Origin of the sequence: Pedobacter sp. SL55 (genome assembly GCF_026625705.1) — a bacterium.
In the GTDB taxonomy this organism is placed as follows: Bacteria; Bacteroidota; Bacteroidia; order Sphingobacteriales; family Sphingobacteriaceae; genus Pedobacter.
Map to the genome: position 1 here is coordinate 3,996,461 of NZ_CP113059.1, position 23,453 is coordinate 4,019,913.

Genomic DNA, 23,453 nt, shown 5'->3' on the forward strand with positions numbered 1-23,453 from the left:
CACGGGGGCAACTAAATAAAAACCTACCTAAATTGCTTCATAAAACTTTTAATACTTTCTTCTAAGTTAGCTGCATCCATGTTTTTCACAAAAGCACTGCCTATAATGGCACCACTTGCGTACTGGGTAGCCGCATCGAAAGTTTTTTTATCAGAAATTCCAAAACCTATTACAAAAGGATTTTTTAACTGCATATCCACTACGCGTTTAAAATAAGCTGCCGAACGCTCTGAAACTGACAAATTACCGCCAGTTGTTGCCGCAGAAGATACCAAGTAAATGAAGGAATTGCTCAATCCATCAATTTTACGAATGCGTTCTTCCGAAGTTTGCGGTGTTACCAAAAAGATATTGCTCAATCCGTATTTTTCGAAAGTAGGCTGATACATTTCTTCGTATTCATACATCGGTAAATCTGGAATAATACAACCATCTATCCCTACTTCTTGGCACTTTTTACAAAACTCTTCTACACCATATTGCAGCACCACATTTACGTAGCCCATCAACAAAATTGGAATAGTTACTTTTTGGCGCAGTTCTTTTAATTGTTCAAATAAAACTGGCAAAGTCATGCCATTATCTAATGCTTCCTTGCTGCTTGCTTGTATTACTGGCCCATCGGCTACTGGATCTGAGTATGGAAAACCAATTTCCAAAAAATCAGCTCCGCATTGCTGTAAAGTTTCAGCTATTTTTAAGGTATCTCCCAAATTAGGATAACCGGCTGTATAATATATTGAAAGTAAACCTTTCTTTTGTTTTTCAAATAATTGTTGAAGTCTGTTCATTTTGTGCGTATTGCGTTAAGCGTATTGCGTTGAGCGTTTTTTCTGGTCGCCAAACGCTGTACGCTTTTCTCTCCACTATAAATTAAAATATTTCATATAAGTTTCCATGTCTTTATCACCCCTACCCGAAAGACAAACCACCACATTTTCGCCACCTTTAAATTCCATTTTTTCTAGATAAGCCAAAGCGTGGGCACTTTCTATAGCCGGAATAATGCCTTCGTACTGCGTTAAAAGCAAACCTGCTTGCAAAGCTTCATCATCTGTTATGGAAGCATACAAACCTCTACCTGTTTTAAACAAATGTGCATGTTGCGGACCAATACCCGGGTAATCTAGCCCAGCAGAAACCGAATGAGGTTCTACCACTTGTCCGTCTAAGGTTTGCATTAAAATGCTACGGCTACCGTGCAACACGCCTTCTTTGCCCAAAGTAGTGGTTGCTGCCGAAAACCCACTGCTTACTCCCTTACCCGCAGCTTCGATAGCGATTAGCTTTACGCTTTCATCGTTTATAAAATGATAGAACATGCCCATGGCATTGCTACCTCCGCCCACACAAGCCAATATATAATCCGCCAGTTCGTTGCCCGTTTGTTCTTTCAGTTGTTTTTTAGTTTCGAACGAGATGATGGATTGAAATTGCGCCACCATATCTGGATAAGGATGCGGTCCAACCACCGAACCAATGATATAATGCGTATCTACTGGATTAGCGATCCAATCTCTCATGGCCTCGTTAGTAGCATCTTTTAAGGTTTTACTACCCGATGTTGCAGGAACCACCTTTGCGCCTAGCATTTTCATACGGGCAACGTTTGGCGCTTGTCGTTTAATATCTACTTCGCCCATGTAAACTACGCATTCTAAGCCACGTAAGGCACAAACTGTAGCGGTTGCCACACCATGCTGACCAGCACCAGTTTCGGCAATGATGCGCTTTTTACCTAATTTCTCTGCCAGTAAAATTTGTCCGATGGTATTGTTGATTTTATGCGCACCGGTATGATTAAGATCTTCCCTTTTTAGGAAAATATTAGCTCCATATTTTTCTGATAACCGCTTAGCCAAATACAGCGGCGATGGACGACCAACATAATCTTTTAACAGTGCTTTAAACTCTTGCTGAAAAGCATCATCATCAATTACTGCCTGATATTTTTGGCGCAGTTCTTCTACATTTGGATATAGCATTTCGGGAATGTAAGCACCACCAAAATCTCCGTAATAACCTCTTTCGTCTACAAAATAATTCATGTTTTATTTATTTCTCATCGCCTTTGGCTTAAGCCAACGATAATGAATTCAATTCTTTAAAAAACGCTTTCAATTTATCTACATCTTTCAAGCCTGGTTCTATTTCAAACTTACTATTGATGTCAACAGCATACAAACGCTCATCATTAATATCTTTGATTTGTTCGGCATGTTGCAAATCTATCCCTCCACTTAAAAAGTAAGGCTTAACTAATGTGTAATTTTTCAATAATGTCCAATCGAAAACTTTGCCCGAACCACCGTGTGCAGGCGTTTGCGTATCGAACAAGAAATAATTTACCACAGGTTCATAAGCTTGTAAAATGCTAAAATCAAAGCCAGTATGAACTCCAAAGGCTTTAATAACCTCAACCCCTGTTTGTTTTACTTGCTTACAAAAATCAACGGTTTCGTTTCCGTGCAACTGCACTGCTTTTAAATGATGTTTAGCCGCTAAAGCTTTCACGGTTTCCAAATCTTCATCTACAAAAACACCAACTGTTTTAATTTGTTGCGGTACGTATTTAATCAGTTCGGCAGAAACTTCGCTAATGTATCTCGGCGAATTTTCGTAGAAGATGAAGCCCAAATAGTTGGGATGTAGATCGGCTACCGCAGCAATGTTAGCCGCCTGTTTCATTCCACAAACTTTGATTTTTAATTTCATTTTATTTTTCTTGCCGTCATTGTGAGGTACGAAGCAATCTCCTTTTAGCTTTAAGATTGCTTCGTACCTCGCAATGACGAGTTAAACACTTACCAAATTCTTAAAACTTCCCAATGCTCTTTTGCTCGTCAATGATTCTTCTGCTTCGTAATAACAGTCTGCAAAACTTGCTTCTTGTTTAATAGTTTGTATGGCCAGAGCAGCATTACACAACACTACATTGTTTTGCGCATCGGTTGCCTTGCCTTGCAGTACATCCATAAATATTTTTGCTGATGACTCTATCGTATCTCCACCCTGTATTTCGCTCTCTTGCAATTGCTCAAAACCTAAATCAGCGACTTTTAGCAACGCTTCGCCTTTCTTAGTAAAAGTTTTAAAATCACAGGTTAAAGAAACTTCGTCAAAACCATCCACAGCATGCACAATGCTATAATTTTTATCGGTTTGTTGATACAAATAAGCATAAATACGAGCCAGTTCTAAACTAAATACACCCACCATTTGGTTTTTCGGCTTCGCCGGATTACACATTGGCCCCAACATATTAAAAAACGTTTTTACTCCTAATGCTTTACGTATAGGCGCAACGGTTTTCATTGCTGGGTTAAACAGAGGGGCGTGCAAGAAACAAATGCCTGCTTTATCTAAGCTTCGTTTCAATGCTGTCTCATCATTGGTAAAAGTATAACCCAAATACTCCATCACATTACTAGAACCACAACCCGAAGACACCCCATAGTTACCATGTTTTGCCACTTGATAACCCGCCCCGGCCACCACAAAAGAGGCTAGCGTAGAAATATTGAAAGTATCCTTTCCATCGCCACCTGTACCGCAGAGGTCTATCAGTTCAAAATCAGAAAAATCTACTTTTAAGGCCAATTCCAACATCGCATCGCGAAAACCCTGCAACTCTTCTACAGTAATATTTCGCATACCATAAGCAGTAATAAAGGCTGCAATTTGCGTGGGGTTAAATCCTCCCAAAGCTATAGAAGTGAGTATTTTTTGAGCTTCGGCTCTGCTAAAAGTTTTATTTTCGAATAAATGGTTAAGTATCTTCTTCATTTATTTAATTATTCTTAAAGGTTTTTTCTAGGTAAGTTGGCTATAATGTATAACAAAAAAGGTTGCCTCATCAGCAACCTCTTCAAATATTTTTAAAAAAATAAACGTACAAAAGGTTACATCACGCTATTGCGTTATGCCACCACCAAATTGTATTTACGTTTAATGTTCTCATTCCGTTAGCAAATATGTAATTGTTTTTTTTTAAATGCAACACTGATTTTATTTTTTATGTAATCTTTTTCTCAAAAAAATAATTTTCGAGCAGAAAAAATGCGCAAAAATTAAATCTTTTCTATAAATCCCTTCATAGTAAAAGAAAATGTGGTACCATTGCCCACTGTACTATCTATAGTTAATTCGCCACCATTAGCTAAAATAAATTCTCTACAAATAATTAACCCCAAGCTTGTCCCTTCCTCCGAAGAAGTACCTTTGGTACCAGTAGCAGACAATTTAAAGAGTTCTTTAATTCGCTCTTCGCTAATTCCAACTCCATTATCTTTTACACTAAATTTAACCATGCCATCATTAAGCATTTTAGCTTTTAGCACTACTGTTCCTTCGTTCTCGGTAAATTTAATGGCATTGGCCACCAAGTTTCTAATGATAAAATCAAAATGATCAGAATCTGCTTTAAGTATCAAATTTGGTGGTACTTCAACTGCTACCTGTATGTGTTTCTGTTCTGCCGCCCCCTTTAGCAACGCTATATTTTTATGAATGTTGGTGATGGGATGAAATTCTGAAATATTTAATCGAACGCCTTTAATTTGCATCTGTCCCCACTTCAAAAGCTTGTCTAAAACTTCTAAACTGCTTCCGCAATGCGCTAACAACCTGCTTACCATTTGGTATTGCGTTTTATCATCTAACTCATTGTCTCCAATTAGCTTTAAAATACTGATGGTAGATACCAATGGCGAACGAATATCATGTGCTACGATAGAAAAAAACTTATCTTTTAATTCGTTGCTTTCTGCCAGCCCGCTATTTGCCTTGGTTAACAGCTTATTGAGATGCTTAGAACGTAAATAAAAAACTAGCGTAACAACGAGTACCAAAAAAATAACGATAGCCACTAAAACTAGGATATTTCTAAGGAGACGTTGTTCTTTATCTTTTATGGTAAGTTCATTTAACTGGGCTTTAGACTTTTCGAGCTCAAAAGCAAATTCTAAACTAGCAACCTGCTTCATCATATCGGTATAAAACACCTTATCGGCAAGTTCGTTACGCTGCTCTCTGTAAGCAAGGGCTTGTGATAAATTTCCTTTACTTTTGTATAAATCTCCGAGTTTATCTAAAGCAGTAATTTGCTGGCGATACATTTTATGTTTTTCGGCAATTGCCAAAGCTTTTTGCAGCAAAATTATTGCACTATCTGGTTTGGTTTTAACATACACCTCCGAAAGCTCTATTAACGTAAATTGCTCCCTAAGTACGTTTTTAATTTGTTTGGTAAACTCCAATGCCTTATGATAAACGCTAATGGCATCTTTAGTTCTACCGCTTTTAAAATAGGTTGCCGCCAATTGCACCAACAAACTTATTTTTAAGCCATTAAACTCTACCCTGTTACTCTTAGAAAGCCCCTTGTTGATATAATTTATGGCTTTATTGTAATCTCCTTTTTTAGTATAAACTTGGCCATAATTGATATACATATTTAAGGATAAATTAGATAAAGGAATTTGCTTATCTATAGCCTCTGCCATACGGAGGTTACTCAGGGCATTCTCATATTCGCCTAAATTGTAATAGGTTTCGGCAAATACCACCCTACCTTCTAACATCCCCGGTTTATGGTTATTTTTTTCGCTGATGTTAAGAGCGTCCATAAAGTAAGCCAGTGCCTTGTCGTAATTGCCTTTGCGTTTTTCTACCACACCCAGCCTAACCAACGTAGCGGCAAGCCCTATGTCATCGTTATTATCCCGGTAAATTGCTTCTGCTTGCAGGTATTTCTCTCTAGATTCTCGATATCGGGTGGCATTATCATCTATCATTCCGTATTGGTTCAGCAAAGCTGCCTTTCCCAATTCGTCTTTTTGTGCATCGGCTTTTTTTAAACCTTGCTTTACATAAAAAAGTGCAGAATCTGGATTAAGATACCTATAGTATTTTATAACGCGGATGTAATCTTCGCTAGTATTTAATGCTTTTGATGGCCTTTGGCCAAAAACGCTAAATGAGAAAAGCAGATTTATTGACCAAATAGTAAGCAAAACGAAAAGCGTGTTGTGCCTATATTTTCTCATTACCTAATTAATGGGTTCTTTTCTTTTGTAAACAAGTCAAAAACCTTTTTGTCGGCAAATGCCGGAAATAATTTATTTACCCAAACGGCAAGCTTACCTTGACGGGTCATAATTAATGTTCTTTTTCGCTGTGTTATACCGTCGCAAATTCTTGCTGCCACTTCTTCGGCGCTCATCATTTTTCCTTCCTCCATACTGGTTTCGCCATGCGCTTGCCCATCTTTAGAAAGGGCCGCAACGCGGATGTTGGAAGTAGTAAACCCAGGGCAGGCCACCATTACATGAACACCTGTTTTTAGCAATTCGGTACGTAGGCATTCCATAAAACCGTTCATCGCAAATTTAGAAGAAGAATAACCTGTACGACCTGGCAAACCTCGATAACCCGCTATAGAAGAAACAGAAACGATGCTTCCAGTAGTTTTTAAAATTTCGGGCAAGGCGTACTTGGTACAGTACACGGTTCCCCAAAAATTCACATCCATTAGGTTTTTAAGCACCGAAAGCTCTACATCCTTAAATAAAGCCCGCATAGATAAACCTGCGTTGTTTATTAATATGTCTATTTTGCCAAAAGTTAAAGTAGCTTGGTCAATCAGCGCTTTACAATCTGCCTCGCTGCTAACATCTGCTTGTACTGCTAAAGCACTAATATTGTATTTTTGTTGCAGTTCGGCTGTAATTTCGCATAGGGTTACGTATTGCCTTGCCCCCAAAACCACATTGGCTCCCCTTTTTGCCATTTCTTCGGCAAGCGCCTTACCAATACCAGACGATGCACCCGTAATTACAACAACTTTATCTTTCAAACTCATAATTTACTTTATTAAAGTGTTTTCATTTGTGTTTGTTATGTTTTTAGTGGGCAAATGGAGCTTAATATAATTAAATTTGGTCATTTAATCATAGACGGTTCATAGGGTACACGAGTAATAATAGATCTTCCTAAAGTTACCTCATCGGCATATTCCAGTTCTCCACCAAAGGCAATGCCTCTGGCAATAGTGGTAATAGGAATGTTAAAATCTTTTAGTTTTTTATGGAGATAGAATAAGGTAGTATCGCCTTCCATATTAGCGCTCAAAGCTAAGATTATTTCTTTAACCTCGCCTTCTTTTACTCGCTCTACAAGAGTTCCTATATGCAAATCTGACGGGCCTATACCATCCATTGGCGAAATTAGCCCACCCAAAACGTGGTAAACCCCAAAATATTGATTGGTGTTTTCAATAGCCATTACATCGCGGGTATCTTCTACCACACAAATCACTTCTTTCTCCCTTTTTATGGCTGCGCAAATACTACAGGTATCAAAATCTGATATGTTATGGCAAACTACGCAGTTTTTGATTTCGCTTTTTAGCTTTATCAAGGTGTTTCCAAATTGCGCTACTTCGCTTTGCTCTTTGTTTAAGAGATACAGAACCAGTCGTAAAGCAGTTTTTTGGCCAATACCCGGCAGTTTACCAAATTCGTTAACTGCATCTTCGAGCAGCTTGGAAGAAAAATTCATGGTACAAATTTATTAGTTATTTGCCACAGATGCACGGATTATTTAAATCTCTTACCATAGAACTTAACTATCTAAAAATCAACAACAAATTAATTAAACACTATAACTAACCACCTTAATTAAGTGAGCTTTGAACAAAACCGAACGTGTAGCCTTAAAAAATTGCACTCAATTACAGTTGCAACTCAAACACTTTTACTTATTTTCATTAAATTTTATTCTTTTTAGCAAGCAATTTGCAAGTTTTAGCAAGTTTTTGCTACTTTTAGCAACAAATCAAATCAAACTACTATGAGTCCATCCATTCTATTGTGTTTTTTAATAGGTTATTTTGCCGTCCTCATCATCATTGCATTTGCAACTTCAAGAAAGTCATCAGATAATTCCACTTTCTTTTTAGCTAACAAAAACTCTAAATGGTATTTGGTAGCTTTTGGTATGATTGGTACAGCTTTGTCTGGAGTAACTTTTATCTCCGTTCCTGGCGAAGTTGGTGCCCCCGCAGGCAACCAATTTCAGTATTTTCAGTTTGTTTTAGGAAATGCTGTTGGTTTTATCATTATTGCAACGGTACTGTTACCGCTGTATTATAGAATGAATTTAACATCCATTTATAGCTACATAGAGCAGCGATTAGGCTATTACAGCTACAAAACATCGGCATTTATATTTCTAGTTAGCAGAACCTTGGGCTCTGCCACAAGATTATATCTGGTAGTTATTGTATTGCAACGTTTTATTTTCGATAATTATGGTGTACCCTTTTGGGCAACAGTATTGATCTCTTTGGGCTTAATTTGGTCGTACACTTTTAAAGGAGGATTAAAAACCATCATCATTACCGATACGCTGCAAACGTTTTTCTTAGTGCTTTCGGTATTCTTAACACTATATTTTGTAACTGATAGCCTAAATTTGAGTATCGGGCAAGCATTCGAAACCATCAAAAACAGCAGTTATTCTAAAATCTTTTTCTTCGAAGATTTCTTGTCGAGCAAGTTCTATTTCAGTAAACAATTTATTGGAGGTGTTTTTGTAACCATTGCCATGACCGGGCTAGATCAAGATTTGATGCAGAAAAACCTGAGCATGAAAACCATTGGCGAAGCACAAAAGAACATGTTTACCTTTACTGGTATATTTGTGGTGCTAAATATTTTCTTTTTAAGCGTAGGTGCTTTACTTTACATTTTTGCTACTAAAAACGGCATCGCAATTCCTTTAGATCATGTTACAGGCAATCCTAGAACCGACCTTTTGTTCCCTGAAATTGCATTAAACCACTTAACCACCATACCGGCAATTGTATTTATGCTGGGTCTAACAGCGGCAACATTTGCCACAACAGACAGTGCCTTAACTGCCTTAACAACTTCTTTCTGTGTAGATTTTTTAGGCATGAATAAGAAAGAAAATGCAGAGAAACCAGATGCCGTTAAGAAAAGACATACCGTGCACATTGCTTTCTCCATATTAATGTTTTTGGTAATTTTAATGATCAATGCACTAAACAGCTCATCGGTAGTGAGTTTAATTTTCTTAATTGCTTCTTATACCTACGGACCATTGTTGGGGCTGTATTCGTTTGGCTTATTTGTAAAATCGCGTGGCCTACACGATAAGTTGGTTCCAATTGTTTGTATTGTGGCTCCTGTTATTTGTTATTTAGTTGCCAGCAATGCGGAAAAGCTTTTAGGAGGATATGTTTTTAGTGTAGAACTGATTTTAATAAACGGATTCATTACTTTTATGGGATTATTGCTGATTTCAAAGAAAACAGATCAGCAAACTAGATTTTAATCCTAATATTAATCTATGAATAGTGAAGAAAAGATAAGAAGTGCATTTGCCAATAAAGATTGGCAAGAAATTAAAGTAACCGATAGCTGGCAGATTTTTAAAATCATGGCCGAGTTTGTGGATGGATTTGAAAAACTATCTAAAATTGGACCCTGCGTAAGTATTTTTGGTTCGGCCAGAACGGCAGAAACCAACCCGTACTACCAATTAGCTGTGCAATGCGGGCAATTACTAACCGAACGTGGTTATGGTGTAATTACTGGCGGCGGCCCAGGTATCATGGAAGCTGGTAACAAAGGTGCCCACATGAATGGTGGTAAATCTGTAGGTTTAAATATCGACCTACCTTTCGAACAGTTCCACAACAAATACATTGAACCTAGTCGCTTGTTAACTTTCGATTATTTCTTTGTACGCAAGGTAATGTTCATGAAGTATTCGCAAGGTTTTATTGTATTACCGGGCGGCATGGGTACTATGGATGAGCTTTTTGAAGCCCTAACTTTAATTCAAACTGGTAAAATTGCTCGTTTCCCCATTGTGTTGGTAGGTACCGATTACTGGGGCGGATTGGTTGATTGGATCAAAAACACGATGCTGGAGAAAGAACACAACATCCACGCAGAAGATTTGAATTTATTTAGATTGGTTGATACGGCAGAAGAAGCCGCAGAACATATCTTTAGGTTCTACGACAAATATGTATTGAAACCGAACTTCTAACAATGTTAGTCTTACTTATTAAGGAGTGTAAGTTATTCTTGCACTCCTTTTTTATGCGCCAAAAAAATCTGACAAAAGGTAGACAAAGAATTTTCATCAACTATAAAAAAAATTAAAACCTTATTTTACTTTTGACGCCATAATGAGAGCCGCAATCATATTTTGTTTATCCTTATTTTTTCTTCTATTGAAGGGAAATGAAGGTGCGCATGCTGTAGCTCCACGTATATCGCAAGGTTATGAGTTTTTTACAGAGAACCCTCATACCAAACAACAACACACACCTTTTCATAAAAACGCTAACGTTCACATCCAAAAAAGTTCTTCTGCTAGAGAAATAAACTACATTGAAGAAACTCAAGATGATGAGGAAAGCATTACTAGAAAAGGAATTATAGCGCTAAAACAAGCAGCTTATTTCTGCTATGCTTTATTAGTTGGAAACCTGCAAACCATTAGAAAACTTGCCTTGCCTTATTGCGAGCACCTTTCTTATACTGCAAGTTTCAGATATCTTCTGCTAAGAGTTTTTAGAATTTGATACCCTTCTTTAATTAATAGAATACTCATTTAAACAATTTGTCGGCACTTTATTAAACGGCATTGTTGTGCGTATTCATTTCATTTCTAGTAAGCAAAACAGAGAATTGTTACGATCTCTATATAGATCATTACGCATTCTCATTCTAAACAATTAAAAACCAACAATGAAACCATCCTAGTTATATCGGGATAGCTTCATCATCTTTAAAACACATTTTTTATATACAGATGAGAAATATTATAATGCTCGCAAGTGTATGTGCTGTGCTATTTGCTAGCTGCGCAACCAAAAACGAAGAAAAAGAAGAAGAAACCAACTACACGGCAACTAGTCCAGTAACTATCGATACTTCTTTTACCAAAGAATATGTATCGCAAATTCGATCGGTGCGTAACATAGAAATTAGAGCGCAAGAAAAAGGCTTTTTAGAGCGTATTTATGTAGATGAAGGCCAAACGGTAAAAGCCGGACAATTGCTTTTTAAAATTATGCCTAAAATGTACGAAGCAGAAGTTTTAAAGGCCGAAGCAGAAGTTAAAGCTGCTGAAATAGAGTTAGCTAACACCAAATTACTGGCTGATAAAAACGTAGTTGCGCAAAACGAACTGGCTATGGCAAAAGCAAAACTAGCACAAGCTAAAGCAAGCTCATCCTTGGCAAAACTACATTTATCATTTACCGAAATTAGAGCACCGTTTAGCGGCACTATCGACCGCCTACCTAAAAAACTAGGAAGTTTAATTGACGAAGGCGAATTATTGACCACCTTATCTGATAACAGCGAGATGTTTGCATATTTTAATGTATCGGAACCTGAATATTTAAACTTCCAACAGGCAAAATCTGAGCATAATAAATCGGTAAGCTTAATGTTAGCCAATGGCGAAACTTTAAATGGCAAAGGTAAAGTAGAAACCATAGAAGGCGAGTTTGATTCAGAAACGGGCAACATCGCTTTTAGGGCAAAATTCCCAAATCCAAATCAGTTATTAAGAAATGGCGAAACTGGAAAAGTACAAATGGTAATTCCTTTGAAAAATGCTTTGATCATCCCTCAAAAAGCTACTTACGAATTGCAAGACAAAAATTACGTGTTTGTAATTGAGAAAAATGGCACCGTAAAATCTAAAGAAATTAAGATTGCAGGCGAACTACCAGACATTTATGTGCTAGCAAGCGGTTTACAACAGGGCGATAAAATTGTGCTAGATGGGGTGCAAAAAGTGAAAGATGACGAAAAAATCAAGTTCACTTTCATGGAACCCAAACAAGTGTTGAGCCAATTACAATTAAAAGCAGAATAGGTTATTATCCCGTAAAATTATGTTTAGTAAATTCATAAAAAGACCAGTGCTATCCATTGTGATATCGCTAGTTATTGTATTTATGGGCGTGCTGGCTTTGATTGGCCTACCCGTAACACAATTACCAAATATATCGCCACCTATGGTAAACATTGTGGCAGAATACCCAGGAGCAAACAACGAGTTATTAATTAAAGCCGTAGTTATTCCGCTGGAAAGAGCTTTAAATGGTATTCCAGGAATGAAATACATGACCTCGTATGCGGGTAACGATGGTGAATGTTCGATACAACTGGTGTTTAATTTAGGTACCGACGCAGACCAAGCCACCTTAAACGTACAAAACCGAGTGGCTGCTGTAACCAACAAGCTACCTCCTTTGGTTATTCGCGAAGGTATCAAAATTAGCAGGCAACAGCCAAATATGCTGATGTACGTGAACGTGTTCAGTAAAGATCCGCACATGAACGAAAACTTTTTGTTCAACTATGCAGATATCAATGTAATTCCAGAGCTGAAACGTGTAGATGGTGTAGGTTTTGCCGATATTTTAGGTAACCGAGAATATGCCATGCGTATTTGGTTAAAGCCAGATAAAATGTTGGCCTACAAAATCTCGTCAGAAGAAGTTTTGGAAGCATTAAATAATCAAAGTTTCGAAGCATCGCCCGGCAAAACTGGGGAAGCATCAGGTAAGCGCTCCGAGTCGTTTGAGTATGTATTGAAATATCCTGGACGTTTTACCAAAGAGGCCGACTATAAAAACATCGTTTTACGAGCAAGTGCCAATGGCGAATTGTTAAGGCTAAAAGATGTTGCCGATGTTGAATTTGGTAGCGCCATGTACGATTTATATTCGCACATTAATGGCAAACCTTCGGCAGCAATTGTATTAAAGCAGTCTTACGGCAGTAACGCACAAGAGGTAATTGAAAATGTAAAGAAACGCCTAGAAGAAATTAAGGCAGAAAACTTCCCCAAGGGGATGGATTACGAAATTAGTTATGACGTTTCTAAATTTTTAGATGCCTCGATTGAAAAAGTAGTTCACACTTTAATTGAAGCTTTCATTCTTGTAGGTTTAGTTGTATTCATTTTCTTGGGCGATTGGCGTTCTACTTTAATTCCCGCCATTGCAGTACCAGTTTCGCTGATAGGCTCCTTTATTTTCATGCAGTTTTTTGGCATTACCTTAAATCTCATCACGCTTTTTGCCTTGGTATTGGCCATTGGTATTGTAGTGGATGATGCCATTGTTGTAATAGAAGCCGTACATGCCAAAATGGAAGCAGACAAACGTTTATCGGTATTAAAAGCAACGCAATTAGCCCTTACCGACATTGGCGGTGCCATTATAGCCATCACATTTTTAATGGCTTCGGTGTTTATTCCGGTGGCATTTATGTCTGGGCCGGTAGGTGTATTTTATCGCCAGTTCTCCATCACAATGGCTACTTCCATCATCCTTTCTGGTGTGGTGGCGTTAACCTTAACACCTGCGCTATGTGCTATCATGTTAAAGAAACACAGCGCAAATCACGAGAAGAAAAAATCAATTATTGATAAAGGATTAGATGCTTTTAACAACTGGTTTTTCAAATTAACTGGTCGTTATCAAAAAGTAATGAACAAGGTGGTTACACGCAAATTAGCCATTTTTGGTACTCTTGGTCTATTTTGCGTGGCTACCTATTTCCTAAGCAATTCTGTACCATCGGGATTTATACCTAACGAAGACCAAGGGATGATTTACGCCATCATCCAAACACCTCCGGGTTCCACTTTAGAAAGAACTAATCAGATTTCTGAAAAACTAGAGAAAATTTGTGAGGAAATTGAGGGTGTAAGTTCGGTTTCTGCATTAGCAGGATACGAGGTCTTAACCGAAGGTACTGGCGCCAACTCGGGTACTTGTTTAATCAACTTAAAAGATTGGAAAGATCGTAAAAACACTGCTCAAGATATCATCAAAGAGTTAGAAGAAAAATCTAAAGATATGCCAGGGGCGATGGTAGAATTTTTCCAGCCGCCTGCGGTACCAGGTTACGGCGCTGCTGGTGGTTTCGAGTTGCGTTTGTTAGATAAAGCTGGTAGAAACAATTATGTAGAGATGGAAAAAGTGAGTAAAGATTTCGTGAAAGAGTTGAATAAACGTCCCGAATTGCAGTCTGTATTTACTTTCTACAGCGCCAGTTTCCCTCAATACATGCTCAATATCGATAACGATAAAGCACAGCAAAAGGGTGTTACCCCAGAAAAAGCTTTGGAAACGCTGTCGGATTTGATTGGTAGTAATTACGAAACCAATTTCATCAAATTTGGTCGCCAGTATAAGGTAATTGTTCAATCATTACCACAATACCGAGCTTTACCCGCCGATGTGATGAAGCTGTATGTGAAAAATAACAGAGAAGAAATGGTTCCTTTCTCCGCATTTATGACCATGCAAAAAGTGTACGGACTTTCGGAAATTACACGCCATAACCTCTACAACTCTGCCGAAATTAATGGTTCGCCTGCTGCTGGTTACAGTTCTGGTGTAGCCTTAAAAGTGGTAGAAGAAGTAGCTAAAAAAACATTACCAAGAGGTTACGGAATAGATTGGGCTGGTATTTCTAAAGACGAAAGCAGTAGAGGTAACGAAGCGATTTATATCTTCCTTATTTGTTTAGGCTTTGTGTATTTGGTGCTTGCCGCACAATACGAAAGTTTCATTTTACCGCTAGCAGTTATCGTTTCCTTACCTGCCGGGATACTTGGTGCTTTTCTATTTTTGAAATTATTTGGCCTAGAAAACAACATTTATGCCCAAGTTTCTATGGTCATGTTAATAGGCTTGCTGGGTAAAAATGCCGTGTTAATTGTAGAATTTGCTGCACAAAAACATGCCGAAGGCAAAACCATTTTAGCCGCTGCTATGGAAGGTGCCGTAGTAAGGTTTCGCCCTATTTTAATGACCTCATTTGCCTTTATTGCAGGCCTACTTCCTTTAGTATTTGCAAGTGGCCCAGGTGCTATTGGTAACCGTACTATTGGTTCGGCGGCGGCCGGCGGCATGTTACTCGGAACGGTGTTCGGCGTGATAATTATCCCGGGCTTATACTATGTTTTTGGCACCATTGCCAGCAAACGTAAACTCATTAAAATTGAAGACGAACATCCATTAACCGAAGAAATTGAAGGCAATGTTTAATAAAAATCATCACAAAATATGGGGATTAGCATTGTTAAGCTTAGCTTATGCAAGCTGTAAAATCCCTGCTCTTGTTCAAAAAACTGAAAACAAAAGCACTCCAGATACCTACGCCAACGGTAATGGAGATACAACCAATGTAGCCAACATCAAATGGAAAGACTACTTTAAAGACCAATATTTAACCAACCTAATTGATACTGCTTTGTACAACAATCAGGAGTTAAACATCACTTTACAGGAAATTGAAATTGCCAGAAACGAAGTAAGAGCAAGAAAAGGCGAATTACTACCGAGCGTTGGTTTAAAAGCTGGCGCAGGTTTAGAGAAAGTTGGTAGATACACCAGTCAAGGCGCCGGCGATGCCAGTACAGAAATTAAACCGGGCAAGGAAATGCCAGAACCCCTACCCGATTATATGGTTGGTTTGTACGCCAATTGGGAAGTAGATGTTTGGCACAAATTGCGTAATTCGAAAAAATCGGCTTACACTAAATACCTGTCATCTGTAGAAGGCAAAAACTTTGTGGTTACCAGTTTGGTGGCAGAAGTTGCGAACTCTTACTACGAATTATTGGCTTTGGATAATCAGTTGGACATGGTTCGAAAAAATATCGAATTACAAACTAACGCCCTTGCTGTGGTAAAAATCCAAAAAGAAGCGACTAGAGTTACCGAACTGGCTGTTCGTAAATTCGAAGCAGAAGTATTAAGCTCTAGAAGTTTGGAGTACGAAATACTACAAAGTATCACCGAAACCGAAAATAAAATCAATTTCTTATTAGGTAGATACCCACAACACATTGCTAGAGATAAAAATAGTTTCGAAACTGGCTTGGCAAATCATCTGAGCACAGGCATTCCTTCTCAGTTATTGGCCAATAGACCAGATGTTAAACAAGCCGAGCTAGATTTAATTACAGCAAAGCTGGATGTTAAAGTGGCAAAAGCACAGTTTTATCCATCGCTAGGTATTTCTGCAGGTGTAGGTTTTCAGGCCTTTAATCCTTCTTATTTGGTAAAAATGCCAGAGTCTATGTTATATTCTATTGTTGGAGACATAGCTGCACCTTTAATCAACAGAAATGCAATTAAAGCCACTTACTTTACCGCAAATGCAAAACAAATTCAGGCAGTTTATCAGTACGAGAGAAGCATTTTAAATGGATATATAGAAGTAGCCAATCAGTTAGCGAGTATCAATAACCTAAGCAAAAGCTACGAGTTAAAGGCTAAACAGGTACAGGCGCTAACACAATCTATCGAAATTTCTAACGATTTGTTTAAATCTACCAGAGCAGATTACTTGGAAGTGTTAATGACACAACGTGATGCTTTGGAAGCAAAATTAGAGTTAATAGAAACAAAGAAGCAGCAACTGAATGCCATGGTAAAAGTTTATCAGGCATTAGGTGGCGGATGGAATTAGTTAGTTTATAGGTTTTGGCTAATTAATGTTTACTAGTTGCAAAGTCCCAGTTAATCTGGGACTTTTTTTAATACTTTAGCTTACACCATTTAACAACTATTTATGTTAGTTAAGCTCATGCTTGTTACCTCTTTTGTTAAAATTTGTTAAGTATTTTAAAGCGCAACGGCGTTTAGCTAGTTTAGCCTTTATTATTTAATTGACGTTGTCGTATTATTACCTTATCTTTGTAAAATGTTTAAAATTAAACACCTTATTATTTCTTGCTTCGCCATTGCACTTTTAAGCTTCGGTGCGTGTAAAAGTCGTTTCGAAAAACTTCGTTTAAGTAATGATGTAGCTAAAAAATATCAAGAAGGAATTAGACTATACAATAAAAAAGATTACTCTAAAGCTTTGATCTTATTTGAAGGTTTGGTGCAGAAATATAGAGGTACTGCCGAAGCAGAAGATTTGAACTACTACTACGCATACACCTTATATCGCTTAAAAGATTACACTACGGCACGTTATAAGTTCAAAGAATTTGCCGACACTTACCCGGCCAGTAAAAATGCCGAAGAGTGTAGATACATGGGGGCTTATTGCTACTATTTAGATTCTCCAAAATCGTCTTTAGATCAGGAGAACACTTATAAAGCAATTGATGCTTTGCAGTTATTCATTAACCTTTACCCAAAAAGTGATAGAGCTACGCAAGCTGCTCAATACATCGCTAACTTGAGAGATAAGCTAGAAACAAAGGCTTTTGATAATGCTAAGCTTTATTATAATTTGGGAGGATATGATGTAACCAACTATAAATCGGCAGTAGTGGCATTAAAAAATGCACAAACAGAATTTCCAGATATTAAGTATGCTGAAGAAATGAACTTATTGATTGTTAAATCTCAGTTCATGTATGCAAAAAACAGTTATCCTCATAGACAGGAAGACCGTTTTAACGAGGCTATCGATACTATAACGAATTTATAGAGGCTTATCCAAATAGTAAATTTGCAAAAGAAGCTAAACAGCTAAAAGACGACAGCGAAGCTGGAATTGCAAATGCTAAAAAAATAATTGCTGAAGAGCAAGCAATGATTGCTAAATACAAAGCACTTGAAGAAAGTGACAAAGCAGGCAGCAAAAAGCAAAAAGATACGACTAACAACAATTCAGATAATAAAACACAAAAATAAAATGAGTACTACTCCAAAACCAGCTATTCCAAATACTACGGTTACTAGAAATGTTCATGATTTGGATAGATCTACTGATAACATTTATGAGTCTTTAGTAATTATTGCCAAGAGAGCTAATCAAATCTCTAACAATATGAAAGAAGAACTACATGGCAAGTTAGCAGAGTTTGCTTCGTCTAACGACAACTTAGAAGAGGTTTTTGAAAACAGGGAGCAAATTGAAATTAGCAAACACTATGAGCGTTTGCCTAAGCCAACTTTAATTGCTATGGATGAGTTTTTAAACGATAAAGTTTACAGCAGAAACCCTAGTAAAGAGCAACAATAATTGCTTTAACACTAAGCAATTTAACTTATAATTAGCCACAGGTACATTGATTTAATCTTTGCACCTGTGGCTTAAATGCTTTTTAAGCAATAAGCTTTTCTTTACAGCGAATCTATCATTAAATTATCCATAGCAATTCATAAAAATGATGATGTTCTTGGTTATATTTGTCTATAGATGCTAAATAACAAAAACATTATACTGGGGGTTTGCGGTAGTATTGCAGCCTATAAATCTGCTTTAGTGGTTAGGTTACTGGTAAAAGCTGGTGCAAATGTTAAAGTTATTCTTACTGCTGATGCAAGTAACTTTATCACACCACTTACCCTAGCTACACTTTCTAAAAATCCTGTTTACACCCAATATTTCGAAGCCGAAACTGGCGTTTGGAGCAACCACGTAGAGCTTGGTTTGTGGGCCGATTATATGATTATAGCCCCAGTTAGCGCTAACACATTAGGCAAAATGGCTAACGGACTTTGCGATAATTTATTGAGTGCCGTTTACCTATCTGCTAAATGTCCAGTATTTTTTGCTCCCGCTATGGATTTGGATATGTGGAAACACGAAAGCACCCAAAACAATATCGCTAAACTGCAAAATTTTGGCAACGTAATGATTGCTCCCGGTAGTGGCGAACTCGCAAGTGGCCTACACGGCGAAGGCAGAATGGCCGAACCAGAAGAAATTGTAGCTTTCCTAGAAACACAAATCCGTAGTGGACTTCCCTTTTTAGGTAAAAAAGTAATGGTTACTGCTGGCCCAACGTATGAAGCGATTGACCCAGTTCGTTTTATTGGCAACCACTCTTCGGGTAAAATGGGTTTTGCCATTGCCGAAGAAATGTACAAGCTAGGTGCCGAAGTTACATTGATTGCTGGTCCAACGGCTTTGAAAAGCGACACCAATATCAATCGTATTGATGTGGTTAGTGCCCAACAAATGCTGGATGCCTGTCTCACTCACTTTAACAATAATGACATTACAGTAATGAGTGCAGCGGTTGCCGATTATACGCCGGTAGTAGTAGCAGACCAAAAAATCAAGAAAAAAGAAGACCACTTTAACATTGAGCTAAAAAAAACTACTGATATTTTAGCTACGTTAGGTGCGCAAAAAACCGATGAACAAATCTTAGTAGGTTTCGCACTAGAAACTGCCGATGAAGAAAATTACGCTAAAGAAAAATTAAAAAAGAAGAATCTAGATCTCATCGTTCTTAATTCTTTAAATGATAAAGGTGCGGGTTTTAAAACCGAAACCAACAAAATCACTATATTTAACAAAGATCTGGCTAAAACAGCTTTTGAAATGAAATCGAAAACCGAAGTAGCTAAAGACATTTGTACTGAAATACTAAAACTAATGAAAGTTAGTTAATACCTATAAACCTGATGAAAAGAACTTTTGGATTACTGCTTTTATGCCTTGTTAGTTTAATTACAAATGCTCAAGAACTGAATACTCGTGTTCAAATTTTAGCACCTACAATTAATAATGCCAACAAAAGAAGCCTAGAGGTTCTACAAAATACCATCAGAGATTTTCTGAATAACAATAAATGGACTAACGAAACCTATTTGCCACAAGAACGGATAGATTGTAACTTGGTTATTAATATTACTGCTTGGGATGGAAATGCAAGTTACACCGCAGAAGCGCAGATACAATCTAGCAGACCAGTGTATGGCAGCTCCTACTCTACCACCCTGTTAAACATGAGCGATAAAGATTTCAGCTTTTCTTTTAACGAAGGACAGGCGCTAGATTTCTCAGATCAAAATTTTATTGGCAACCTCAATTCACTATTAGGATTTTATGCTTACACCATTATCGGGTTAGATAAGGATAGTTTCGGTAAATTAGGTGGCACACCCTATTACCAAAAAGCCTTAAACCTTATTAATCTTGCACAAACTGGAGGCGGCAGAGGTTGGCGACCGGTAGATGGATTAAGAAACCGGTATTGGTTAAACGAAAATCTATTAAACAACTCCTTTAAAGCATTGCGTACTTTCATTTACGAGTACCACTTAAACGGCCTAGACAAATTGCAGGAGAACGCCAATAGCGGAACAAAAAACATCTTATCTTCCCTATCAGACCTTAAACAATTCGATAAGCAGAAACTGGGTTCTATTTTTCCAAATGTTTATTTTGCAGCAAAAGCTGATGAAATTACCAATGTGCTCTCTCTAGCCGAGCCACAAGACAAAGCCAAAGCCTACAACCTATTGGTAGACATTGATGCTGCAAACACGGCCAAGTACGATGGCTTAAAGAAAAGATAATCACCTCACTTCTTTATACTTAACACCAAATTCGTTAAAAATTTGTTAAAATATTTTGTTTATACGAATATGTTCGTACATTTGAATACGAAAAAATTCGTACATTTAACAAATGAGCAACAACAACATCAAACCTACTGAGGGAGAAATGGAGATATTACAAGTGCTTTGGGCCAAAGGCAATTGTACCGTTAGAGAAGTTCACGAAGCTTTAGACAAGAAAGATTCGGGCTATACCACTACACTTAAACTCATGCAAATTATGCATGAAAAAGGCTTGGTAGATAGAGATACGAGTTCGAAAACTCACATCTACAGCGCACTGATTAACCAAGAAACCACTCAACAACATTTGGTTAAAAAAATGATCGACAATGTATTTAACGGATCGGCAGCAAGGTTAGTAATGCAAGCATTAGGCAACAAAAGTGCCAGCAAGGAGGAGATAGATTTAATTAAAGATTATCTAGACAAACTTGAAAACAAATAATTATGGAAGCCATCATCAACAATCTTATTAAAGCCATTGGGTGGAGCATTTTACATTCTTTATGGCAAGGAGCTATCATTTTTGCCCTATTGTTTATTGCCTTAGCTGTAAAACCTAAAATGAGTGCCAAACTAAAGCACAACCTATCTATGAGTGCTTTGGTATTGATATTTGTTAGTTTCTGCCTAACTTTTGCATCGTTGTTTAATTTGCCTAGCAAAGCTGCAGCTAGTACGGCAAGCGTAGCATTAAACGACGCTGCTTTACAGCAATTATATAGTTTTACCCAAAGTTGGAGCTTTAAAACAGAAAGCTATTTTCCTTTTATTGTTGCCTTTTATGTGTTAGGTATCGGCTTTCAGTTGGTGGTACTAATTTCTGGTTATATTAAGCTTAAAAAGTTAAAGCAACTACATATTTCTGCGTTACCTAATGAGTGGTTAGGTGTTGCAGAAAAAACTTTGCAAAAACTTGGTATCACTAAAAAAGTACAGTTTTTTCTATCAGAAAAGGTTAACGTTCCCTTAGCTGTAGGTTTTTTAAAACCTGTGGTACTTTTTCCTGTAGCTCTAGTTGCGCAGCTAGATATGAAACAGGTAGAGGCCATATTAATTCACGAACTATCTCACATTCGCAGAAATGATTACATCTTAAACTTGATCAAAACGGGTATAGAAACATTATTGTTCTTTAATCCTTTTGTTTGGTTAACTACCAGGTTTATTCATATCGAAAGAGAACATGCTTGTGATGATTTAGTGGTAAAATTTACTAATTCGCCCATTACTTATGCTCATGCTTTGTTGAAGTTAGAACTCATTAAAGACAAAACACAACCAGCCTTTAGTTTGGCCGCTACGGGCAAAAACCAACATTTGTATCAACGTATTAAAAGAATTACAGACATGAAAACAAATTATATGAACGCTAATCAAAAAATATTAGCGCTTTGCTTAACCTTAGCCACCGTAGTTTCTTTAGCATGGATTAATCCCACAAAAACAGAAGCTACCAAAGCCAAACAAAAGAAATCAACTACGATAGCATCTATTATTGAGAGTGCTACGCAGCGAAAAGAAAAGTTTAACCTACCTGCAGATAGCGATACCGTTAAACGAAAAACTAAAAGAGAAATTATCATTAGAAATAAAGATGGTAAGAAAACTGTTTACAATTCGATTGATGAAATGCCAGATAGCTTAAAAGTTAAATTAGCTGATTTAGAGAACATGATTAATTCTCCAGAATGGCAAGATAAATTAGCTAAAATCGAATTTAACGGCGAAAAAATGGCAAAGATATTTAACTCTCCAGAATGGAAAGACAAGATGGCTAAAATAGAATTTCATTCAAAAGATTTAGATAAAAAGTTTAACTCTCCAGAGTGGAAAGAACAAATGGCTAAAATAGAACTCCATTCGAAAGAATTGGAGAAAAAATTTAATTCTCCAGAATGGAAAGAAAAAATAGCAAAGATAGAATTGAATGGCGAAAAAATGGCAAAGATGTTTGAGTCGAAAGAGTGGAAAGATAACATAGCCAAAATTGAGCTTAGTGGAAAAGAGTTAGCAAAAAAATTCAACTCGCCAGAATGGAAGAAAAAAATGAAAGAGTTCGAAGAGTTGCAAAAATCGCCAGAATACAAAGAACTGCGTGAGAAATATGAAAAAGATATAGAAGAATTAAAAAAGAAAAAAGGAATTTCTAGCGATAAGGCTTTCTTAATTTTTGATGGTTCCAATCCAATGCAAATAGCCAACTTACCGCTTACTGCTGTTGATGCCATTGCCAAAGTATTTGTAAATGCACCAAAAGTTAAAGTAGAGCGTTATACAGAGCCTGTAGATAAAAACACAAAAGAAAATTTTGCATTAAACTAATAAACCACACAGATAAAGCGTAAGGGCGGGAATTTATTCCTGCCCTTTTTTGTTTGCCTATGGTTGGTGTTTAAAAGACATTTACCTCTGGCTAATATTATTTTGCATATAAGCTAAGGTGGATTGGTAATAACACCACAAGTGTTCGAAACAATTTATATCTATTGATTTAGGGTATTAATTAATAACGACCATCTCTTGATGAATAAACAAAACCTAAAGCTCTGTGTCTTTGTGATTAATTAACTACGTTATCTTCAGAACATTTGTGGAGATAACACCAAACAAAGGCCTAAGGCGTTTAGCTTTCACTCCCGTTAGGCTTTAGCCTACGGACTAAAAAACATGATATTGGCTTTAGCCACAACTACTGCGGCAGATGCGGCTAAAGCCTCTTTAAATACACCTACGATTCGTATGCTAAAGCAGACGGCAATAAAATATTAGCAACAATAGCTGTTTGGCATGAACAGCTGTTTTACATTTGCAATATCAAACTAACTATGGAGTGATTTTTATTTCCATTTTTACAACATAGAAAAATAGTTCGGATAAAATTTCCGTAGTAAGATATCTTTCGGAGTTGTAAAATGGGTAGAACAATAGATAAGGCGTAACAATCTTTTTGCCGCTGGTTGGTGTTATCACTGACCAGTTTATCTATAAGTTAAGGTGGCTTCGTGATAACATCAACCACACGCTAATAGCTCTAAACTAAAAAGCCGAA

At 37.2% G+C, this 23,453-nt stretch carries 19 protein-coding genes; 12 read left to right on the forward strand and 7 right to left on the reverse strand.

What is annotated here, in order from left to right; translation table 11 throughout:
• Positions 1-23: 23 nt before the first annotated feature.
• The 7 genes from trpA to recR form a co-directional block, all read right to left on the reverse strand.
• Positions 24-791, reverse strand: a complete 768-nt coding sequence (gene trpA, locus OVA16_RS17835; protein ID WP_267762221.1) for a tryptophan synthase subunit alpha — start codon at positions 789-791, stop codon at positions 24-26.
• Positions 792-866: 75 nt separating this feature from the next.
• Positions 867-2,048, reverse strand: coding sequence for a tryptophan synthase subunit beta (trpB, locus tag OVA16_RS17840; protein WP_267762223.1), 1,182 nt, complete (start codon positions 2,046-2,048; stop codon positions 867-869).
• Between the two features lie 28 nt (positions 2,049-2,076).
• Positions 2,077-2,715 carry a phosphoribosylanthranilate isomerase gene (locus OVA16_RS17845; protein WP_267762225.1) on the reverse strand — a complete coding sequence of 213 codons (639 nt, stop codon included), beginning with the start codon at positions 2,713-2,715 and terminating at the stop codon, positions 2,077-2,079.
• Positions 2,716-2,796: 81 nt separating this feature from the next.
• A complete protein-coding gene (gene trpD / locus OVA16_RS17850) occupies positions 2,797-3,786 on the reverse strand; it encodes an anthranilate phosphoribosyltransferase (RefSeq protein ID WP_267762227.1) in 990 nt (329 codons plus the stop codon).
• Between the two features lie 284 nt (positions 3,787-4,070).
• Positions 4,071-6,047: a tetratricopeptide repeat-containing sensor histidine kinase gene (locus OVA16_RS17855; RefSeq protein WP_267762229.1), complete on the reverse strand. Its 1,977-nt coding sequence runs from the start codon at positions 6,045-6,047 to the stop codon at positions 4,071-4,073.
• Positions 6,047-6,862, reverse strand: a complete 816-nt coding sequence (locus tag OVA16_RS17860; RefSeq protein ID WP_267762231.1) for an SDR family oxidoreductase — start codon at positions 6,860-6,862, stop codon at positions 6,047-6,049. Before OVA16_RS17860 ends, OVA16_RS17855 begins: the two co-directional genes overlap by 1 nt.
• Before the next feature lie 80 nt (positions 6,863-6,942).
• Positions 6,943-7,560, reverse strand: a complete 618-nt coding sequence (gene recR / locus OVA16_RS17865; protein WP_267762232.1) for a recombination mediator RecR — start codon at positions 7,558-7,560, stop codon at positions 6,943-6,945.
• Between the two features lie 291 nt (positions 7,561-7,851).
• Between recR and OVA16_RS17870 the strand changes: the two genes are divergently transcribed.
• The 12 genes from OVA16_RS17870 to OVA16_RS17925 all read left to right on the forward strand — a co-directional run bounded on the left by OVA16_RS17870 (position 7,852) and on the right by OVA16_RS17925 (position 22,726).
• The gene (locus OVA16_RS17870) at positions 7,852-9,360 is read left to right on the forward strand and encodes a sodium:solute symporter (RefSeq protein ID WP_267762234.1); all 1,509 of its coding nucleotides are present in this window, start codon (positions 7,852-7,854) and stop codon (positions 9,358-9,360) included.
• A 15-nt stretch (positions 9,361-9,375) separates the two neighbouring features.
• Positions 9,376-10,083 (forward strand): TIGR00730 family Rossman fold protein, encoded by a 708-nt coding sequence (locus tag OVA16_RS17875; RefSeq protein WP_138730854.1) that lies wholly within the window; start codon positions 9,376-9,378, stop codon positions 10,081-10,083.
• 187 nt (positions 10,084-10,270) lie between these two features.
• Positions 10,271-10,624 carry a hypothetical protein gene (locus OVA16_RS17880; protein WP_267762237.1) on the forward strand — a complete coding sequence of 118 codons (354 nt, stop codon included), beginning with the start codon at positions 10,271-10,273 and terminating at the stop codon, positions 10,622-10,624.
• 230 nt (positions 10,625-10,854) lie between these two features.
• Entirely contained in the window at positions 10,855-11,931 is a 1,077-nt protein-coding gene (locus OVA16_RS17885; RefSeq protein ID WP_267762239.1) for an efflux RND transporter periplasmic adaptor subunit, read from the forward strand.
• 19 nt (positions 11,932-11,950) lie between these two features.
• A complete protein-coding gene (locus OVA16_RS17890; protein WP_267762240.1) occupies positions 11,951-15,124 on the forward strand; it encodes an efflux RND transporter permease subunit in 3,174 nt (1,057 codons plus the stop codon).
• On the forward strand, positions 15,117-16,553 hold the full coding sequence (locus OVA16_RS17895; protein WP_267762241.1) for a TolC family protein: 1,437 nt from the start codon (positions 15,117-15,119) through the stop codon (positions 16,551-16,553). The genes OVA16_RS17890 and OVA16_RS17895 overlap by 8 nt, the downstream gene beginning before the upstream one ends.
• 234 nt (positions 16,554-16,787) lie before the next feature.
• Complete coding sequence (locus OVA16_RS17900) at positions 16,788-17,528, forward strand: outer membrane protein assembly factor BamD (RefSeq protein WP_324288447.1); 741 nt, start codon at positions 16,788-16,790, stop codon at positions 17,526-17,528.
• A 207-nt stretch (positions 17,529-17,735) separates the two neighbouring features.
• A complete protein-coding gene (locus OVA16_RS17905) occupies positions 17,736-18,065 on the forward strand; it encodes a DNA-directed RNA polymerase subunit omega (protein WP_138730860.1) in 330 nt (109 codons plus the stop codon).
• 177 nt (positions 18,066-18,242) lie between these two features.
• Positions 18,243-19,445, forward strand: a complete 1,203-nt coding sequence (gene coaBC, locus OVA16_RS17910; protein ID WP_267762244.1) for a bifunctional phosphopantothenoylcysteine decarboxylase/phosphopantothenate--cysteine ligase CoaBC — start codon at positions 18,243-18,245, stop codon at positions 19,443-19,445.
• 14 nt (positions 19,446-19,459) lie between these two features.
• Positions 19,460-20,356 (forward strand): DUF4835 family protein, encoded by an 897-nt coding sequence (locus tag OVA16_RS17915; RefSeq protein WP_267762245.1) that lies wholly within the window; start codon positions 19,460-19,462, stop codon positions 20,354-20,356.
• Between the two features lie 112 nt (positions 20,357-20,468).
• Entirely contained in the window at positions 20,469-20,846 is a 378-nt protein-coding gene (locus tag OVA16_RS17920; RefSeq protein WP_267762246.1) for a BlaI/MecI/CopY family transcriptional regulator, read from the forward strand.
• Positions 20,847-20,848: 2 nt separating this feature from the next.
• The gene (locus OVA16_RS17925) at positions 20,849-22,726 is read left to right on the forward strand and encodes a M56 family metallopeptidase (protein ID WP_267762248.1); all 1,878 of its coding nucleotides are present in this window, start codon (positions 20,849-20,851) and stop codon (positions 22,724-22,726) included.
• Positions 22,727-23,453: the final 727 nt, after the last annotated feature.

Excerpts from the sequence above, each read along its gene's own strand:
- trpA (WP_267762221.1), bottom strand. The coding sequence starts at position 791 with ATGAACAGACTTCAACAATTATTTGAAAAACAAAAGAAAGGTTTACTT.
- trpB (WP_267762223.1), bottom strand. The coding sequence starts at position 2,048 with ATGAATTATTTTGTAGACGAAAGAGGTTATTACGGAGATTTTGGTGGT.
- OVA16_RS17845 (WP_267762225.1), bottom strand. The coding sequence starts at position 2,715 with ATGAAATTAAAAATCAAAGTTTGTGGAATGAAACAGGCGGCTAACATT.
- trpD (WP_267762227.1), bottom strand. The coding sequence starts at position 3,786 with ATGAAGAAGATACTTAACCATTTATTCGAAAATAAAACTTTTAGCAGA.
- OVA16_RS17855 (WP_267762229.1), bottom strand. The coding sequence starts at position 6,047 with ATGAGAAAATATAGGCACAACACGCTTTTCGTTTTGCTTACTATTTGG.
- OVA16_RS17860 (WP_267762231.1), bottom strand. The coding sequence starts at position 6,862 with ATGAGTTTGAAAGATAAAGTTGTTGTAATTACGGGTGCATCGTCTGGT.
- recR (WP_267762232.1), bottom strand. The coding sequence starts at position 7,560 with ATGAATTTTTCTTCCAAGCTGCTCGAAGATGCAGTTAACGAATTTGGT.
- OVA16_RS17870 (WP_267762234.1), top strand. The coding sequence starts at position 7,852 with ATGAGTCCATCCATTCTATTGTGTTTTTTAATAGGTTATTTTGCCGTC.
- OVA16_RS17875 (WP_138730854.1), top strand. The coding sequence starts at position 9,376 with ATGAATAGTGAAGAAAAGATAAGAAGTGCATTTGCCAATAAAGATTGG.
- OVA16_RS17885 (WP_267762239.1), top strand. The coding sequence starts at position 10,855 with ATGAGAAATATTATAATGCTCGCAAGTGTATGTGCTGTGCTATTTGCT.
- OVA16_RS17890 (WP_267762240.1), top strand. The coding sequence starts at position 11,951 with ATGTTTAGTAAATTCATAAAAAGACCAGTGCTATCCATTGTGATATCG.
- OVA16_RS17895 (WP_267762241.1), top strand. The coding sequence starts at position 15,117 with ATGTTTAATAAAAATCATCACAAAATATGGGGATTAGCATTGTTAAGC.
- OVA16_RS17900 (WP_324288447.1), top strand. The coding sequence starts at position 16,788 with ATGTTTAAAATTAAACACCTTATTATTTCTTGCTTCGCCATTGCACTT.
- OVA16_RS17905 (WP_138730860.1), top strand. The coding sequence starts at position 17,736 with ATGAGTACTACTCCAAAACCAGCTATTCCAAATACTACGGTTACTAGA.
- coaBC (WP_267762244.1), top strand. The coding sequence starts at position 18,243 with ATGCTAAATAACAAAAACATTATACTGGGGGTTTGCGGTAGTATTGCA.
- OVA16_RS17915 (WP_267762245.1), top strand. The coding sequence starts at position 19,460 with ATGAAAAGAACTTTTGGATTACTGCTTTTATGCCTTGTTAGTTTAATT.
- OVA16_RS17920 (WP_267762246.1), top strand. The coding sequence starts at position 20,469 with ATGAGCAACAACAACATCAAACCTACTGAGGGAGAAATGGAGATATTA.
- OVA16_RS17925 (WP_267762248.1), top strand. The coding sequence starts at position 20,849 with ATGGAAGCCATCATCAACAATCTTATTAAAGCCATTGGGTGGAGCATT.